At 63.8% G+C, this 14,005-nt stretch carries 20 protein-coding genes; 2 read left to right on the forward strand and 18 right to left on the reverse strand.

The features are described 5' to 3' along the window. Positions 1–385 precede the first annotated feature (385 nt). Genes GGR04_RS23745 through GGR04_RS24340 form a run of 4 tightly spaced genes read right to left on the reverse strand, consistent with a single transcriptional unit; the run spans position 386 to position 1,600 of the window. Complete coding sequence (locus GGR04_RS23745) at positions 386–616, reverse strand: hypothetical protein (protein ID WP_210291917.1); 231 nt, start codon at positions 614–616, stop codon at positions 386–388. After that, the gene (locus tag GGR04_RS21445) at positions 613–957 is read right to left on the reverse strand and encodes a type II toxin-antitoxin system HicB family antitoxin (RefSeq protein WP_183202325.1); all 345 of its coding nucleotides are present in this window, start codon (positions 955–957) and stop codon (positions 613–615) included. Before GGR04_RS21445 ends, GGR04_RS23745 begins: the two co-directional genes overlap by 4 nt. Further along, positions 954–1,208 (reverse strand): type II toxin-antitoxin system HicA family toxin, encoded by a 255-nt coding sequence (locus tag GGR04_RS21450; protein ID WP_183202328.1) that lies wholly within the window; start codon positions 1,206–1,208, stop codon positions 954–956. Before GGR04_RS21450 ends, GGR04_RS21445 begins: the two co-directional genes overlap by 4 nt. Before the next feature lie 41 nt (positions 1,209–1,249). Next, on the reverse strand, positions 1,250–1,600 hold the full coding sequence (locus tag GGR04_RS24340; RefSeq protein WP_281383150.1) for a tyrosine-type recombinase/integrase: 351 nt from the start codon (positions 1,598–1,600) through the stop codon (positions 1,250–1,252). 371 nt (positions 1,601–1,971) lie between these two features. Between GGR04_RS24340 and GGR04_RS21460 the strand changes: the two genes are divergently transcribed. Next, positions 1,972–2,355: a hypothetical protein gene (locus tag GGR04_RS21460; RefSeq protein ID WP_183202330.1), complete on the forward strand. Its 384-nt coding sequence runs from the start codon at positions 1,972–1,974 to the stop codon at positions 2,353–2,355. A gap of 51 nt (positions 2,356–2,406) precedes the next feature. After that, positions 2,407–2,910, forward strand: coding sequence for a DUF4262 domain-containing protein (locus GGR04_RS21465; RefSeq protein ID WP_183202331.1), 504 nt, complete (start codon positions 2,407–2,409; stop codon positions 2,908–2,910). 61 nt (positions 2,911–2,971) lie between these two features. Here GGR04_RS21465 and GGR04_RS21470 read toward each other — a convergent pair whose 3' ends face one another. The 14 genes from GGR04_RS21470 to GGR04_RS21535 all read right to left on the reverse strand — a co-directional run bounded on the left by GGR04_RS21470 (position 2,972) and on the right by GGR04_RS21535 (position 13,857). Next, on the reverse strand, positions 2,972–3,481 hold the full coding sequence (locus tag GGR04_RS21470) for a GNAT family N-acetyltransferase (protein WP_183202333.1): 510 nt from the start codon (positions 3,479–3,481) through the stop codon (positions 2,972–2,974). An 89-nt stretch (positions 3,482–3,570) separates the two neighbouring features. Beyond that, complete coding sequence (locus GGR04_RS21475; protein ID WP_183202335.1) at positions 3,571–3,855, reverse strand: hypothetical protein; 285 nt, start codon at positions 3,853–3,855, stop codon at positions 3,571–3,573. A gap of 276 nt (positions 3,856–4,131) precedes the next feature. After that, entirely contained in the window at positions 4,132–4,290 is a 159-nt protein-coding gene (locus GGR04_RS21480; RefSeq protein WP_183202337.1) for a hypothetical protein, read from the reverse strand. 245 nt (positions 4,291–4,535) lie between these two features. Beyond that, complete coding sequence (locus tag GGR04_RS21485) at positions 4,536–5,252, reverse strand: hypothetical protein (RefSeq protein WP_183202338.1); 717 nt, start codon at positions 5,250–5,252, stop codon at positions 4,536–4,538. A 158-nt stretch (positions 5,253–5,410) separates the two neighbouring features. Continuing rightward, on the reverse strand, positions 5,411–5,869 hold the full coding sequence (locus tag GGR04_RS21490; RefSeq protein WP_183202339.1) for a hypothetical protein: 459 nt from the start codon (positions 5,867–5,869) through the stop codon (positions 5,411–5,413). Then, a complete protein-coding gene (locus GGR04_RS21495) occupies positions 5,869–7,062 on the reverse strand; it encodes an AAA family ATPase (RefSeq protein WP_183202340.1) in 1,194 nt (397 codons plus the stop codon). Before GGR04_RS21495 ends, GGR04_RS21490 begins: the two co-directional genes overlap by 1 nt. Then, positions 7,059–7,631 carry a hypothetical protein gene (locus tag GGR04_RS21500; protein WP_183202341.1) on the reverse strand — a complete coding sequence of 191 codons (573 nt, stop codon included), beginning with the start codon at positions 7,629–7,631 and terminating at the stop codon, positions 7,059–7,061. The genes GGR04_RS21495 and GGR04_RS21500 overlap by 4 nt, the downstream gene beginning before the upstream one ends. After that, a complete protein-coding gene (locus GGR04_RS21505; RefSeq protein WP_183202342.1) occupies positions 7,628–9,589 on the reverse strand; it encodes a type IV secretory system conjugative DNA transfer family protein in 1,962 nt (653 codons plus the stop codon). The genes GGR04_RS21500 and GGR04_RS21505 overlap by 4 nt, the downstream gene beginning before the upstream one ends. A 79-nt stretch (positions 9,590–9,668) precedes the next feature. Next, a complete protein-coding gene (locus GGR04_RS21510; RefSeq protein ID WP_183202343.1) occupies positions 9,669–9,950 on the reverse strand; it encodes a hypothetical protein in 282 nt (93 codons plus the stop codon). 177 nt (positions 9,951–10,127) lie between these two features. After that, a complete protein-coding gene (locus GGR04_RS21515; RefSeq protein WP_183202344.1) occupies positions 10,128–10,460 on the reverse strand; it encodes a hypothetical protein in 333 nt (110 codons plus the stop codon). Positions 10,461–10,542: 82 nt separating this feature from the next. Then, positions 10,543–11,148: a helix-turn-helix domain-containing protein gene (locus tag GGR04_RS21520; RefSeq protein ID WP_183202345.1), complete on the reverse strand. Its 606-nt coding sequence runs from the start codon at positions 11,146–11,148 to the stop codon at positions 10,543–10,545. A gap of 49 nt (positions 11,149–11,197) precedes the next feature. Continuing rightward, positions 11,198–11,374 (reverse strand): hypothetical protein, encoded by a 177-nt coding sequence (locus tag GGR04_RS21525; RefSeq protein WP_183202347.1) that lies wholly within the window; start codon positions 11,372–11,374, stop codon positions 11,198–11,200. Positions 11,375–11,869: 495 nt separating this feature from the next. Beyond that, positions 11,870–13,546: a type IV secretory system conjugative DNA transfer family protein gene (locus GGR04_RS21530; protein WP_183202349.1), complete on the reverse strand. Its 1,677-nt coding sequence runs from the start codon at positions 13,544–13,546 to the stop codon at positions 11,870–11,872. After that, complete coding sequence (locus GGR04_RS21535; protein ID WP_183202351.1) at positions 13,543–13,857, reverse strand: mobilization protein; 315 nt, start codon at positions 13,855–13,857, stop codon at positions 13,543–13,545. The genes GGR04_RS21530 and GGR04_RS21535 overlap by 4 nt, the downstream gene beginning before the upstream one ends. Positions 13,858–14,005 lie beyond the last annotated feature (148 nt).

Here is a 14,005-nt window from a genome sequence, read left to right on the forward strand (position 1 = left end):
CGCTCCCTCTCCACTCGTCGCCTCCAGAATGACGGGGGACCGTTAAAGCTCGGCGACAGATGGCAGCCGCGTCGTGAGATCGAACATTCTGACATCCCTGGTCTGCCAGGCACGACGGCGGTTGAACCGTCACTCCACGATACGCTTTCGAGAGTCGATAACCAGTGCCGGCTTCGCGGCGCTGCGGGGCTTCCGAGCGAATGGGCATGTAGGAGGGCCGGGGCTCGGCATGAGGCGGGCTGAGAAATGCCTCTGAACGCGCTTTCCAACGCGCCGTAGTGAAGAGGCCTTTCCCAGATCGCCGGGACGGAGACGGCGGTTGCCGGGATTGGACCCGCCCTCGCCGTCCGCTACGGCGCTATGGGGAGCGCGCGGACGGCGAGGGCTACCGTTCAAGCCCCTTGGAATAGTCCGCCTTGGACTGCCCGAGCCGATAAAGCCGGCTGTCGCAGCGTGCCCAGGTCGGCGGACTGGCCGTGTCGATCTGGCCACAGGCCTGAGCGCGAATGTGCTGCTCCAGCGCCATCATCAGCGACGAGCGCAGCTTCATGTTCTCGGCTTCCTGCGGCGTCGAATCGATCGCGTCCCAAACGCTGGTGAAGGTCTGCTCGCTCATGGCCGGACTTCGTGCACGGCTTTCGTCAAGGCGTCCTCGGCCCACTGATTGAGGCTCTTGCCGGCCAACTCGGCCGCGATCGCGGCCTTGCGGTGGATCTCCGGGCTGACTCGGAACATCACCTTGCCGGAATAGGGCTTCTGGGGCTCCTTGCCGATCCTGGCGCAAGTTTCGAGATAGTCGTCCACGGCCTCGTGGAACGCCGTGCGCAGTTCTTCGACGCTGCCGGCGTGAAAGCCGACGCCATCGCGGATACCGGCGATCTGGCCAAACAGGATGCCGTCCTCGTCGTCGTATTCGACGCGGGCCGAATAGGTCTTGTAGGTGATCACGTTGCTCATGGCTCGATCCCAAGTCTGATCAGGAACGCGCGGGCGGCGCGAACCTGATATCGCTTCGCTTCCTTGGCCGGATGCGGACGATGGAAGCTCTCCAGCTCTCCGTCCTTCTCGAACCGGACACGAGAGCCGTTGCCCTCGATGATCTGGCATCCAACGGCGACGAGCAGCCCTTCGATATCGACCCATTCGAGGGTGCCCGGAACCGGGTCTTTGAAGACGACGGCAAGGGTCTTCTTCTGCCTGCTGTTCATGTCAGAAAATTAGAAAATGCTTGCATATTTTGCAAGCGCAATCATTGCCACATGCGCTCTGCGATGGAGCGCTGCTCCTCGCCCAAGGCGTTGGCGTAGATCGCCGTCGTCTCGATCGCGGCATGGCCCATCCATTTCGACAGCATGTTGAGCGGCACGGCCGCGCCGATCGCCGCAACCCCGTAGCCGTGGCGCAGGCCCTTTGGCGTTGCCTGCGGTCCCTCGATGCCGGCAACGCGCATGACGCCCTTTACGTCGCGCCAGGCTGTGGTGCGGCTCCACTCCCACAGGAGGGGGTCTCCCTGCTTCTTGCGGGCCTCGCGCAGGCCGTGGACGAGATCGAGCGTGTCCGAGGAGGGGCGCCGGCACCGGCACGGCACGGAAGACGCCAAGGCGGCGCTTCTTCAAGGTCTCGAAGACGAGGGCTTGGGCGTCGAGATCGACGCGCCGGACGGTCAACGCTAGCGCCTCGGATATTCGACAGCCTGTGGTGTGCAGGACCTCGCAGAAGGTGCGGACCTCGCGGTCGGCCTTGGTAGCGGCGGCGAGGAAGGACGCGCGCTCGGAGGCAGTGAGATAGAGACGGTGGCCGGCGGGGTCGATCAGGTCGTTCATTCGAAACCGTTAGCCTGCTTTTCCTGGGTTTTGCGGCAGAGGTTGCCGTTCGTAGGCTCAATCTCGATGGCTGGACCCGCCTTTACCTCCTCTGCAGTGATCCTCATCATGCCTTGCATGAACTCAACGTTTTGGTGGTGGAAAGCATATGGCAAAATTTCAGATGCAGGTGGAAACGGCCCATCCCGTCCTTTTCCTGACTGACGATGCATCTGATATTTTGATCCCGGAAGACACGGGAGCATCCTTCGTCACCGTGACCCGTAACTGCCTAACCTTTTGGGTAATGTCTTTTGTCGATGGCGCATCCTGTGTCACGGTTTCGGACCAAGCCTGCGAAGCCGACGGAAGAAAGTTGTTTAGCGGATCCATCGATGCATCAAGCGGCGTTGTTACGCTGACGGACAGCAGCGGTTTTCGCTACCTCAATGTACCAGTTCCATCCGGGCGGGTGGCAATCAGTGTTTACGCCGATGACGATCGAAATCCCGATTGGGTATGGCTTCAGCTCGGAGCCATTCGCGAGATTTGAGGATCGCTGAAAACGGCTCATACCGCTATCATTCTACAGTAAGGCTAGACCATGCGGACCGTGCTCGACGTTCCTGCTAAGACCCTCGACACGTCCGAAATGGCGTTCGTTGCAGAGGTGCGCGAGCACGGCTTTATTCGAACAGAGGTTTCAGGCGACAGAGAGGGACCAGGCTTCTCCTACAGCACGGGATTCTGGGTTACCACCAGCCAGCCCGAGTTCATCATGTTCGGCATGATGGGAGAAGCAGCACATACTGTTTTCTGGGATTTGTACCGTGACGCCCAGGCTCAGGCAGCGCTCTCGTTTGGCAAAAAAACGGATCGGGTTTTTGCCAACTTGCCGGCCTGCATATTTCCCATAGCCAAGCGGTTCTATGCGGATCATCTGGGCTGGAGTCGCTGGTTTTACCGTGGCGATGAGTTCCCTTGTCTGCAAGTGGTATGGCCTGACCGAGAAGGTGTCTTTCCATGGGAAGCAGGCTTCGATCCCGCGTTTTCCGACCGTCAATCGGATCTAACGGAACAGGGTTGGCAAGCTTCACTCGTTGTCTGATGTCCCAGATTGCTGCCACACTTTCGCTCAGAGCCTTGAAACACTTTACAGCCAAAGTGTTTCATAAATTTTTTGTAAGAGCCCAAACATCAAGATGGCTGTCTGCTCGAACCGTCGTGCCGATTGGAGAACCTCCGAGCTTCGACAGGACACGGGCCGACGCTTCATTCTTGGGGTTCACATGAGCCACCAGGCGAACCGAAGGATGCGTCATCTCCATCCAATTCAAAAACAGGCTGACGGCCTCTGTGGCGTACCCTTTCCCCCAAGCTTGGCGGGAAAATGCATAAACCAGCAAGGGATCCGGAGCATCTGCCGGGTGGTAAGCCCCTAAACGCCCTACAAAACCTTCTGAATCTTCGGCGGCCATCATGCCGTATCCACGAAATTTCCATTGCTGGTTGGCACCAACCACACGGTTCGCCACCTCTATCAGGGAGGGTGTCGGCCCCTCATGAAGATAGCGTGTGACCTCGTCATCGCGAGCCAGATCGAGCAGCGCCTTATGATCGGTCTCGTGCAGGCTGCGTAGTTTTAAGCGATGGGAGCTTAGGACAGGAGGCTGTTGCATGACCGGAGTGTACCTCCAGCGAAAGGAAAGCTGAAACAGGACTATCGACGACGAGAACCAGTTTTTGAAACAGAATTATCAATTCTGTTTCATTTTTCCGATTTTGGCGTCTTCTTGTTGTATTTCATGCCCTTGCCGGAAGAGCGGGGTTCGCTGTCATCGAACACACCCGAGATCGCGGCCTCATGCATTCGCGCAGCTTTCCCGGGTTCGGCTTCCACCTGGGTGATCACTGCCATGAAGGCGCCCCGGACGATCTGCTTCTTGCTCGCTGCGGGATGACGTTCACGAACCGCTTCAATAAGATCCTTGGGCTTGATCCCAGGCTGGGCCAGTTCGGTCACCGAAACTGCAATGGCATAGATATCCGGCATCGGGTGCACTCCGTGCGTCATAGAACTGACATGGTCACTTTGCGTAGCCAGCTGTCATTGTCAAATCGAGGGGCAAACCCGGACGGGCGGTGTCCAAGCGTTGGGGCGTCAACCAAGCGTATGAAACACTTTGCTTATGTTATGTTTCAACTGGAGAGCGAGTTCAACAGGTGCAAAACGACAAGATCGGGTAGTTTTCTGCCGGTCCACGATCAGGAAGGCCAACGGCGAAAGCTGCCGTTCGCCTTCTGGCAGGGGGCTCGTTCCGTCCCGCTGTCAGCGGAACGCCTCGCGCCGCTGACGAGCCCAAGCCCCGATGGTCGTCGACTTCAAGCCGGGAAGCGTCACCGGATCCCACGAGCCTGCCAGAATGCGATCCGCATCGTCTGGATGGTCGCGGAAGTAGCGGAACTTCGAGGCGATGGTCCGTCTCATGCCTGACTCCAACGCAGCTTCCACGTCTCGATTGAACAGGTAGAGCGGCTCGGAGCGGTAGGTGATCGGCCTGCCGGAGGCCCAGGGTCAGGCGTGCGGCAAGTTCCTCGCCATCGACGCTTTCCGGCCCGGCAATGCGATGATCCTCCCCGTATCGTTTCTGCTCCAGTAGCAGGATCGCAGCCGATGTGCAATAATCGGCGCTCGTCCAGGCGCTCTGGAGCGGAGACGGTCCGATCGCGGTACTAGAGTTCCCTGTGACCGATGGCGCCGGGCGCGAGAACCTCGGGCGCTGACATGGACGGCGATCTGGAAATCACCCGCACCCGCATCGGCTTGGGCTCGTTGTAGGAGCAGGCGATCCAGATCCGGACCTCGTAGAGCCCGCGGTCGAGCCGAGCGATGCCAATGACGGGATCGAAACCCTTATCGGCACCATTCATGTCGGCGTCCTCGAACACGACCTGGTTCTCGATCGAGGCCTTGGCGGCACAACTGCCGGACCTGGCTTCATCGACGATGAGGCCGAGCGAGTGATCGCCGGCTTCCTTCACGTCAAGGAACCCGGTGAGTTCATAGGCGACCTTCGTGGATCTGGGGAACAGGGAATGGGAGACGTGGTCGTCGAGATGGAAGGTGCTTTCGGGAAGCACGAAGGCGCTGAGGACGTCGCCGGTCTTCTCCAGGGATCGATGGGCCATCGGGTAGGTCCGCGCGACCCAGCCGGGCTGCAGCTTCGTGGCGGCAGCTTGCGTGACGGTTGCCGGCGTGATGGTGGCGCCATCGGCGGGAGGAGCGGAGCTGGTTCCGGATGCGACGGAGCCTGAAGCCGGATCCGAACCGGAGGCCGAGGCAGCGGAAGCGGACGAGGTTGCTGGTGTGGGGGCCGGTGCCGGCGCTTTATCTTTGGGCGCGGTGAGAACGCCGAGCAGCTGGTCGAGCTTGCCGTCGATGGCGTTCATCCGCGTCTCGACGGCCTCGATCCGGGCGTCCGGCGAGGGTGTGGAGGCAGGCGCTGTCTGCCCCGCTGCCGGCACCGGCGTGGGGTTTTGTGCGCTCGCACCCGAAAGGCCGCCGACCATGGTGATGAGGGCTGCAAGGGGGAGGGCTGTGGTGCGAATCATGGCAGGGTCCTGGGCGGGATGGCGTCGGGAAGGGTGCGGGGCGACGCGGGCCGGATCGTTCCGAAGCCGGGCGTCGGGGTGGCCCGCGGCGCGGTGATGGTGGCGGGCCCGATCGCCGTGTTCGGGCCGATGACGGGCGGCACGAAGGGCTTGGGAGCCGAGGGCGAGGGGATCAGCGTCAGACCGGCGGCGGGCCTGGGCGGCGCGGTGCCGGGCGCTGGCGAGGACGCCGCCGGCGTTGCAGATCCTGCCGGTGCCGCGGTCTGGGCTCTAGGAGACGTGTAGCTGCCGCTGCCGGGTGGTGGCGTCGCTCCCGTGGCAGCGGTGTTCGCGGTCGTCGTCGGCGGCGCCGAGCAGGTCGAGGGCGCGATGGCGAGGAGCACGGTGCCCAGACCGGCTCTCAGCACGGCGTGTCGCCAGAGCGGCGCCTCGCGCCAGAGCCGGAGCAGTCCCATCAGCCGACGCGCTCGACGCCGGCGATGAGGTCACCGCTGTCCGATCGCCTCCCTGTCAGGCGGACCTTGCCGGCGCCGGCAGCGCGCGCCTCGATCAAAACTTCGGAGATCTGTCGCTCGATGGCGCGCACGATGTCACGCACACCGCCGGTCGAGGGCGTCTCATCGTTGCGCTGCATGGCGTCGAAGAGGAGTTCGGCATCGATGCCCTCCTCCCCGACGCCGTCCGCGACGGTGAGCCCGTAATCCTCGACGAGCCGCACGATCTGGACGATGGCGACACGGGCCACGTCGAGACCGACGAGCGGACGGAAGGAGAAGACCTGGTCGATGCGCGACAGGACCTCCGGCGGAAACCCGGCTTCGCGCAGCGCGGCCTTCGAGGCGGCGGCCAGCTGGTCGGCATCGGTGATCTCGCGGGCAAGGTCACTAATCCGGTCGGAGGCGGCGTTGGTGGTGAGAACGAAGATGGCGCGACTGGTGGCGATCTTGCGCCCGTCCGAGCCTTCGGTGACGAAGCCGTCGTTCCAGGCGGTGAGAAAGCGCCGCATGATTTCTGGGCTGGCCTTCTCGAACTCGTCGAGGAGAACGAGGCTGGCGGGCTGATCGCGAAGTCCTGCGGTCAGCTGGCCGTAGCTGTCGGATCCCATGTAGCCCTTCGGCGAGCCGAAGAGGGTGGCGGCACCTTCGGGCCGTGAGCAGGTCGACATGTCATGGAACTGGAAGCCGCGACCGAGGGCACTCGCCAGCTGCTTGCCGAGCTCTGTCTTGCCGACGCCGGGAGGACCGGCGAAGCAGAAGACGCCGACCGGCTTCTCGCGGCGTTCCATGGCGAGGCGCCGGCGGATGGTGAGGGTGACGTCGGTGATGACCTGATCCTGACCGATGACCTTCGCTCTCAACGTCTCGGCGAGGGCGGCGGCATCGATGAGTTCGGACGTCTGGGCCGCCCCGACGAGGCTTTCCAGCGCCTGGCGATTGGTGAACCGGTCGAGGATGTCGTTGGCCATGGGCAGTCTCCGGGCGAGGGGAGCGGTGAGGCCGTGCTCGTGGGCAAGGCCGAGGAGGGCGGCGAGGACGAGGGCGCCTGTCATGACGACGAGCACGAGCCCCAGCGCCGGAAACAGCCAGACGGCGAGGAGGATGATCCCGGCGAGCGCGGCGAGCTGTCGAAGCGGAACACGTCCGGTCATCGCAGCCCGATGGGCAAGACCTGTCCGGGCCGGATGACGGGTGTCAGCACGGTGCCTTTGAGGGTCTGGATGCCGACAGTGATGCCGCCGCCGCCATCGTGCAGGCCGGTGATCGCAAGGCCCGGGCTGGGGCCGGTGACGGGAATACCGATGCGGTGGGGAGCCTTGTAGAGATCGAGATCGAGATCGAAGCCGCCCGCCGAGATGCGGATCCGGTCGCCGTCCGCGGCCTGGTCGTCCCAGACCTCGATCCATGCCAGAGCGCTGCGCCCGGCCTCGAGGTCCGCCTTGAGGCTGGCCTGTGCCTTCGGTGGCAAGGCCATGGTGTCGATGGCAGCGTCGCGCTCGCCGGACGCCACGAGAGGCAGCGCGATCATCCCGGCGAAGGTGCTCTCACGCTGTGCCGCCTCGGCTGCGGAGAGGCGATCCGTGCCGTTTCCACCGCTGCCGTTCCCGAAGGTCAGGGTAATGGCTCCCGCGACAAGCGCCACCGTTCCAAGTAGCGCCGCGATCACCGGCTTGCGCCGGCGGGACCATTGGATACGGTTCGGGATCAGGGGTGGGCTCATGTACGGCCTCGTTCGAACGAGCTGGTGTCGAGGGTGGCCTTCATCCCGGGACGGCGGAACCAGAAGGCCTTGCCGCAGCGGATCGGCTTCTGTCCCTTGACGAGGATGAGCTGCTCGTCGCCGCGCAGCGTCAGGATCTCCTCGGGACGGATCAGGCGGCGAGCGACCTCGCCAGTGGAGGAGCCGGCACTGCGACTTGCGCTGCCGAAGAGTTCGTCGCGCCTGTGCGAGGAGCCCGACGAGGTGCTGGTGCCGTGGCTGAGCGCGGTGAACTCGCCGCATTGCCGGGAGATGGCTTCCGCGCTGTCGGGATCGCCGATCGAGGAGAAGACCTTGATCGCGGCGACATCCATCCACTGACGCACGCCCGACTTTCCGTAGACGTCCATCTGCCCGAGCGTCTGGAACATCAGCATCAGGTTGATCTTGAAGCCGCGCCCGGCGTCGCGGGCTTCCTCGAGCATGCGCATGTAGCCAAGGCGGGCGGCCTCATCGACGAGGAAGAGGGTACGCCCGGCGACTTGACCCTTGGCGAGATACAGCTCGTTGAGGAGCGAGCCGATGACGAGACGGGCAAGCTCGGGAAAGTCGTTGAGGGTACCGAGATCGATGCAGAGGAAGACGTCGAGCTTGCCTGAACGCAGCGCGCGGGTCCGGAAGGTCGTCGGCGTGCCGGCGCTGACGATCGCGGCCAGGCTCGGGACGGAGAGCCAGGCGGTGGCGGTGCCGGCCTGGCCGTAGAAGCCGTCGAACTGCTTCTCGGTGATGCCCTTGAGGTTGCCGGCAATCTGGGCCGGGAAGCCGAAGCCGTAGGTCGGTCCCTTGGCGTGGATGTCGGCGAGGTGGTCGAGGAGGAGTGGCCGGGGCAGGGTGAGGAAGCGGCGGACGGTCGTGAGCGTCCGGTCCTCGTCGGCAAGGGTCTCATCGAAAATGACGTCGGCGAGGACCGCAGCGATGAGGGCGGCCGATGTGTCCCGGAAATACTGGTTGCTGGAGGCTTTCTCGGTGGGTGTCTCGCCCATCAGCCAGCTGACGACGCGGCGGATGTCGATGAGGGCGCGATCGGTGGAGGGATCGATCCAGTCGAGAGCGTTGAAGCTGGCGCTGCTGGCATCGCCAGGGCTCAAGCGTACGACGCGTCGCCCTCTCGAGGCCCGCAGCCGGGCGACGCGGTCATGGACCTCGCCCTTGATGTCGAGGACGACGAGGCCGGCCTGCCAGCTGGCGGCGGTGGGGATGACGAGGCTGGCGGTCTTGCCGCCGCCGGAGCCGATGCAGGCGAGGACGTGACCGCTGTCGAGGAGCCCGTCGGTGCGCAGCAGGGGATGCTGGCCGCCTTCCCCCCAGGTGCTTCGGTCGGACGGGTCGAAGCGCGTGGCACCGAGCTTGGTGCCGTCGACGCTGTAGGCTTCGCCGAGGATGATGTCGCCGCTGCCGAGAAGATCGCTTGCCTGGTCCATGCCGAGCCAGTCGGCCTGGCCGTGGGTGCCCGAGCTGGAGCGTTTGACGAGGGGACCGATCCAGACCGACCGTCCGTCGAGGATGCGGTTGGCAGCGTGGATGGCAAAGGCGGCAGCCAGTGCTGCGAGGATGGGTCCCCGATCGAAGGCGAAGACGATGTCGCGGAGCGAAGAGACGCCAAGATAGGGCTGCAGCCGGGCGATCTCGGCCCCCAGAGACCAGAGCACCGACCCGGCGAGGGTGAGACTGGCGAGCGTCACCACGGTTCGGCCGGTGACGGCGGTCCGGCAGAGGATGACGGCAAGTGCGAGTGTGACGAGAGGTCCGAGCGCCCGCCCGAAGCCGGGCGCTGTCTGCCAGAAGGCGGCAAGAACCGCATTGGTGGAGGCCGCCGAGAACCACAGGGCGTCCCCGAGCCAGCGGGTGGCCAGCAAAGCGTAGAGCGGCCAGAGGAGAACGAGGAGCCTGGCGACGGCCCTGGCGAGAGCGAGCGTCATGCGCCTGCGCCCTCATCGGGATCAGGGCGCTTCACCCGTGCGACAGGGACCGGCACGGGAGCCAGAGCGTGTCCTCCCGTTACGACGTCTGCCTGTTGAGCAATCCGGCGGCTGTGATGTCGAGGCCGCCCTCCGAGCGTCTGGCATATCCCCATGCAATGAGTTCGTCGGCGGCATCGGCTTCGAACACAGCGGTTATGCGCTGCCGACGGAGCCTGTCGAGCAGGAAATACGCTTCGGACGGATGTTGCTGAATCCTGTCTGGCACGGTTTGCACTTGGGGATGCTCCTGTTCGACCGGCTCGCCGATCCGCGAGCCGGTCGTGACGACATCATCACCACCTGTTGCCCTTTGATGCAATTGAAGTTGGCCTAAATGCTTGCCTTCACGTGCAAAAATTTGGTCTCAACCGTAAGAAATAATATATACCGCAAATTCGATATACAATATATATTATAAGCATTGATTATTATTACAAGTTGTGGCGCTTGAGCAGGGCGCCGAACCGGCCGTGGCACCGGACGGCTCGAGCGTTGATCAGGCGCAACGCGCCAGCGTGACGGTTCGCCGATAGGGCTCTCCCACGGCCTTCGTGGCGGTACGGATTTGTCTGGCCTGGTGGAAGACCGCGTTGCCGATCTGGCCTGCGGTCCGCGTCATCATGGCTTCGCTGCAGAGGGCTGCGATCTGGAGGCCGAGATCGCGCATGTGGGCACGACCGTAGCAGAAGACGGCGAGTTCGGCGCGCTGGCGTTCGGGCAGGCTCCCGATCGTTTCCGCGGCTTGCTCGTCGCTCACGCGCAGGAGCCGTGCGAGGAGCTCGAGCGGCGCGGGGCATGGGGCTTCGTTGGGCTGATAGCGGTTGGTCATGACGCGGATCCTGAGCAAAAGACCGGTGTAGGCGGTCATGCTGATCCGGCGCTGGCGGTGAGGCGCCGTGGGCCTCGCGCTGTCAGGCATGGCGATCGGCTGACGAGGAAGCCGGGTCTTTCGCTGGTCGCCGCGTCTGGTCCTGCTCGATCGCCAGAATGAGAGCATGGAGGCGATGACGCGACAGCGGGTTGAGACGCTCGATGGACCGCGTCAGTTGAACGTCCGGCAATCGGTCTCTTTCCTGAGGAGACCGTAGGGAAACGTCGGGGTCGCCGGATGAAGGGGCGGGATCGAGCCCTTCGAAGAATGATGCCGGCGAAATGTCGAACCAGCGCGCCAGACGAACCAGCGAGGCGACGGACAGGCGATTGGCGCCCGTTTCGTACTTCTGGATCTGCTGATAGGAGACGTCGAGAATGTTGCCACAGGCTTGCAACGAGAGCCGGTGCTGCCGGCGCAGCTGCTGGAGCCTCGCGCCGAGATGGCGATTGATGGCATCGGCAGACGTCAAAATATCGGCGGTCATCCCACAGCGAGCAAGAAGCAGATCGTTCGGGGCGCCTTCCTCGCGGTGATCACACATGTCGACGCTGATCCCGAAAAGGTCTCGAAAATGCATGAGACCGCGCTGTCGGCGCGTTCTGCCGACGACGAGGCCGTCTTCCATCAGGACGGAGAAGCGCAACCGGAAGAAACCGAAGCGAGAAACCTGAAACGGAACCTACAGAAAGTGTTCAGGTTCGAGGCCAGAGCACGGCTCGAGCCGCGACGGCGCGATCGAGCGCATCGAGCTTTTCCTGCAAAGCATTCGGAATGCTGTGGTCGATCTGATAGCGCGGTCGACCATCCAGAGCGCGTTGAACGCTGGCTTGAAGAGCCCTGTCAGAAAGGGCTTTGGCGAGATCCGACATGCGCTGCCATCCATAGGTCGCTCGGGGAACGAAGACGCTTTGGGTTGACAAGATGTCGCAGCGCCAGAGGTTCCTCCTTAATGTCGAAAAGGCTGGTCTGTCACTGAAAACACCTAAAATGAAACAGAGGTAATCATACTGTTTCATCGATTGCGGTGGCGGTTCGGAGGGGCTGAGAACGGCTTGGTCGGGTCGAAAATTCGCTTTCCCCGCTCGCGTTGCGGGTGCGCTCGGGGTTAGTGAAGCAAGCGCCAGCCACCACCGCCATACGGATCATCGCTGGAACTGCCATGACGCTCCTCCTTACCGCTGCGTTCGCCATGAAGTGCGAGTGTCGCTAGCCGACCTCCAGCGTTCGTCGAAGGTATCGGCAACGAGAGGGGCGAGCGTAGCAGGTGCGACCGGGGTCTGGCCGAGATTGCGGGGCGGCCCCGGGGTATGCTGAAGCCCGACGCCGGTGACGCTCCACTCTGAGGCTGCGAGGTCGGCTGCGTCCTATCCGGCGTGCAAGCTGGATGGATCGGCGATCTTGCGGAGTTTGCGATCCTGGAAGTAGGGCCGTTTGCCGGCGAGGATGGGCCGGGTTCCCTTGAACTTGAGGAACATGCGGTCGTCGCCGAGGTGCATGACCTCCTCGGGCGTCAGGAGCTTGCCGCCGACGGGTTTGCCCTGGTCTGCCGGCTGATGGCGGGCGGTGTCTCCGGAGAGGTCGGAGACGTAGCGGGCGGTGACGGTGTCGTTGACCCTGAAGGCCTGGAAGACGCCGGCATTGGCGGCGAAGGTGTGGGCGCCCTTGCCGTAGACCTCCTCGAGCTGGCCCCAGTTCTGCAGGAAGGCCCAGATCTGGAGACCATAGCCGGCCATGAGGCCGATCGCGGTCTTGATCGCCGGCATGTCGCCGAGCGCAGCGAACTCGTCGAGGACGAAGAGGATCGGCGCCGCCGGTTTGGCTGGTTTGACTTTTGTGCGCTGGATGTCCTGAAGCGCCCGTGTGACGAGAAGGCGGATCCAGCGTCCGTGGCTCTCCATGCGCTCCTGCGGCAGGACGAGATAGACAGTGGCGATGCCGGTCTTGAGGCTGGCGAACTCGAAATCCGAGCGGGTGATGGAGCGCTGGATGGCGGGGCTTTCGAGGAAGTTGGTCTGCTCCTGTGCGGTGGAGAGAATGGCGGCACGCTCCTTGTCGTTCTTGGCCGCGAAGACGTTGGCGACGGAGGTGATCGCGCCGGCGCCGTCCCGTGTCTCCGCCATGATCTGCAGGAGGTGGTCGAAGCGGGCCCTCGGATAGGTCAGGTACTCGCGCAGGGTCACGAGGTTGCGCCGCTCGGGCGGCTCGGCGACGACGACGAGCATGAGGAGGCCGCGCAGGAGCGCCCGTGCGCCCTCGTCGAAATGCGGATTGTCGGCATTGGGGGTGGAGACGATGAGGGCGGCGGCGAGCGTCGCGGCGTCGTCGACGAAGGCATCGTCCTTCGGGTCGAGACCGGCAAGCGGATTGTAGCCCGCGCTGGCGACGCCGTCCTGTCGAAAAGGCGCGAGCACATGGACGGGGCCGAAGCTCTGGCGGTGGCGCGCGGTCACTTCGGCATTCTCGCCCTTGGGGTCGATGACGAGGACGCTGCGCTCGGCGGTCAGAAGGTTCGGAACGATGACGCCGACGCCCTTGCCGGAGCGGGTCGGGGCGACGGTCAGAAGATGCTCGGGTCCGGAGAACCAGTAGGAGGACGAGCCCGGCCCGGCGCCGACGTTCAGGGCGCCCGGCTTGTACCGACGATGAAAGGCTTCCTCGCGCGCCGACGCAAAGCGCCCCGCGCCATGCGGAACGGATGGCGATCCACCGATCAGCATCTGAACGATATCGAGGCCGAGAAGCCAGAGTAGAAGCGCAATGAGGAGGGCGGGCAGGACCAGTGCGGTGTTCAGACCCGGTCCCGCAGTCCAGTAGTCGTAGAGGGCTTGCGGATCGCTGATCCCGACGAGCCCGAGCATCGAGAAGTCCAGGGCGTTCATCGCATCGGCCAAACCTTTCCGGAACGGTGACGAGACCCAGAAGAGGAAGCGTGGGCTCGTGCGTCCGATGAAGGAGAGCGGAAACCAGATCGCAACGATGACGATGGCGACGGTGACGAGCGGCCCGACACTGAAGCGGCGTCCCCAGAAGGTCGGGTTCATTGTCCGGTCTCCGCGTCGGAACCCGGCATTGCCGGCTTGATGAACTCGGGAAACAGCGTGCGGTCGATCGGCCGTGTCAGGAAGCCGGGCAGCTCGCGCGACACCCAGTCCGCCAGCATCCCGGCGAGCTCGCGATCCTCGGGGCGTCCCTGACCGGATCGGCCGCGCTCAATGGCATCGAGCAAAATGGCGCCGAGCAACATCTTGCGGCGTGTGTCGATGGCACGTTCCTGCTTACCGAGGCGCGCCTTCAACGCCTGCTTGCGGGCTTCGAGCTGCGCAATGCGCGCCTCGATCGAGAGTTTGGCCATTCCGTTGCCTTTCCACGTCTCTGACGGGTGGCGCCTAGCGCAGAGCGTGTTCGTACCGCAATCGTACGATGTCCTATTTGTCTGGCATCCAAAGCCGCGCCCAGGCGTTCAGGATGAGGCACCCGGACCGCGAGCAGACTGCGCCAGC

Origin of the sequence: Aureimonas pseudogalii (assembly GCF_014196835.1) — a bacterium.
Taxonomy (GTDB): domain Bacteria; phylum Pseudomonadota; class Alphaproteobacteria; order Rhizobiales; family Rhizobiaceae; genus Aureimonas; species Aureimonas pseudogalii.

Bases quoted from the DNA above. Each gene is read 5' to 3' on its own strand.
- GGR04_RS21490 (WP_183202339.1), bottom strand. From the start codon at position 5,869: ATGGGACTGCTCCGGCTCTGGCGCGAGGCGCCGCTCTGGCGACACGCC.
- GGR04_RS23745 (WP_210291917.1), bottom strand. From the start codon at position 616: ATGAGCGAGCAGACCTTCACCAGCGTTTGGGACGCGATCGATTCGACG.
- GGR04_RS21460 (WP_183202330.1), top strand. From the start codon at position 1,972: ATGGCAAAATTTCAGATGCAGGTGGAAACGGCCCATCCCGTCCTTTTC.
- GGR04_RS21500 (WP_183202341.1), bottom strand. From the start codon at position 7,631: ATGAGCCCACCCCTGATCCCGAACCGTATCCAATGGTCCCGCCGGCGC.
- GGR04_RS21505 (WP_183202342.1), bottom strand. From the start codon at position 9,589: ATGACGCTCGCTCTCGCCAGGGCCGTCGCCAGGCTCCTCGTTCTCCTC.
- GGR04_RS21450 (WP_183202328.1), bottom strand. From the start codon at position 1,208: ATGAACAGCAGGCAGAAGAAGACCCTTGCCGTCGTCTTCAAAGACCCG.
- GGR04_RS21525 (WP_183202347.1), bottom strand. From the start codon at position 11,374: ATGTCGGATCTCGCCAAAGCCCTTTCTGACAGGGCTCTTCAAGCCAGC.
- GGR04_RS21465 (WP_183202331.1), top strand. From the start codon at position 2,407: ATGCGGACCGTGCTCGACGTTCCTGCTAAGACCCTCGACACGTCCGAA.
- GGR04_RS21480 (WP_183202337.1), bottom strand. From the start codon at position 4,290: ATGAGACGGACCATCGCCTCGAAGTTCCGCTACTTCCGCGACCATCCA.
- GGR04_RS21485 (WP_183202338.1), bottom strand. From the start codon at position 5,252: ATGAACGCCATCGACGGCAAGCTCGACCAGCTGCTCGGCGTTCTCACC.
- GGR04_RS21470 (WP_183202333.1), bottom strand. From the start codon at position 3,481: ATGCAACAGCCTCCTGTCCTAAGCTCCCATCGCTTAAAACTACGCAGC.
- GGR04_RS21515 (WP_183202344.1), bottom strand. From the start codon at position 10,460: ATGACCAACCGCTATCAGCCCAACGAAGCCCCATGCCCCGCGCCGCTC.
- GGR04_RS21495 (WP_183202340.1), bottom strand. From the start codon at position 7,062: ATGACCGGACGTGTTCCGCTTCGACAGCTCGCCGCGCTCGCCGGGATC.
- GGR04_RS21445 (WP_183202325.1), bottom strand. From the start codon at position 957: ATGAGCAACGTGATCACCTACAAGACCTATTCGGCCCGCGTCGAATAC.
- GGR04_RS21535 (WP_183202351.1), bottom strand. From the start codon at position 13,857: ATGGCCAAACTCTCGATCGAGGCGCGCATTGCGCAGCTCGAAGCCCGC.
- GGR04_RS21475 (WP_183202335.1), bottom strand. From the start codon at position 3,855: ATGCCGGATATCTATGCCATTGCAGTTTCGGTGACCGAACTGGCCCAG.
- GGR04_RS21530 (WP_183202349.1), bottom strand. From the start codon at position 13,546: ATGAACCCGACCTTCTGGGGACGCCGCTTCAGTGTCGGGCCGCTCGTC.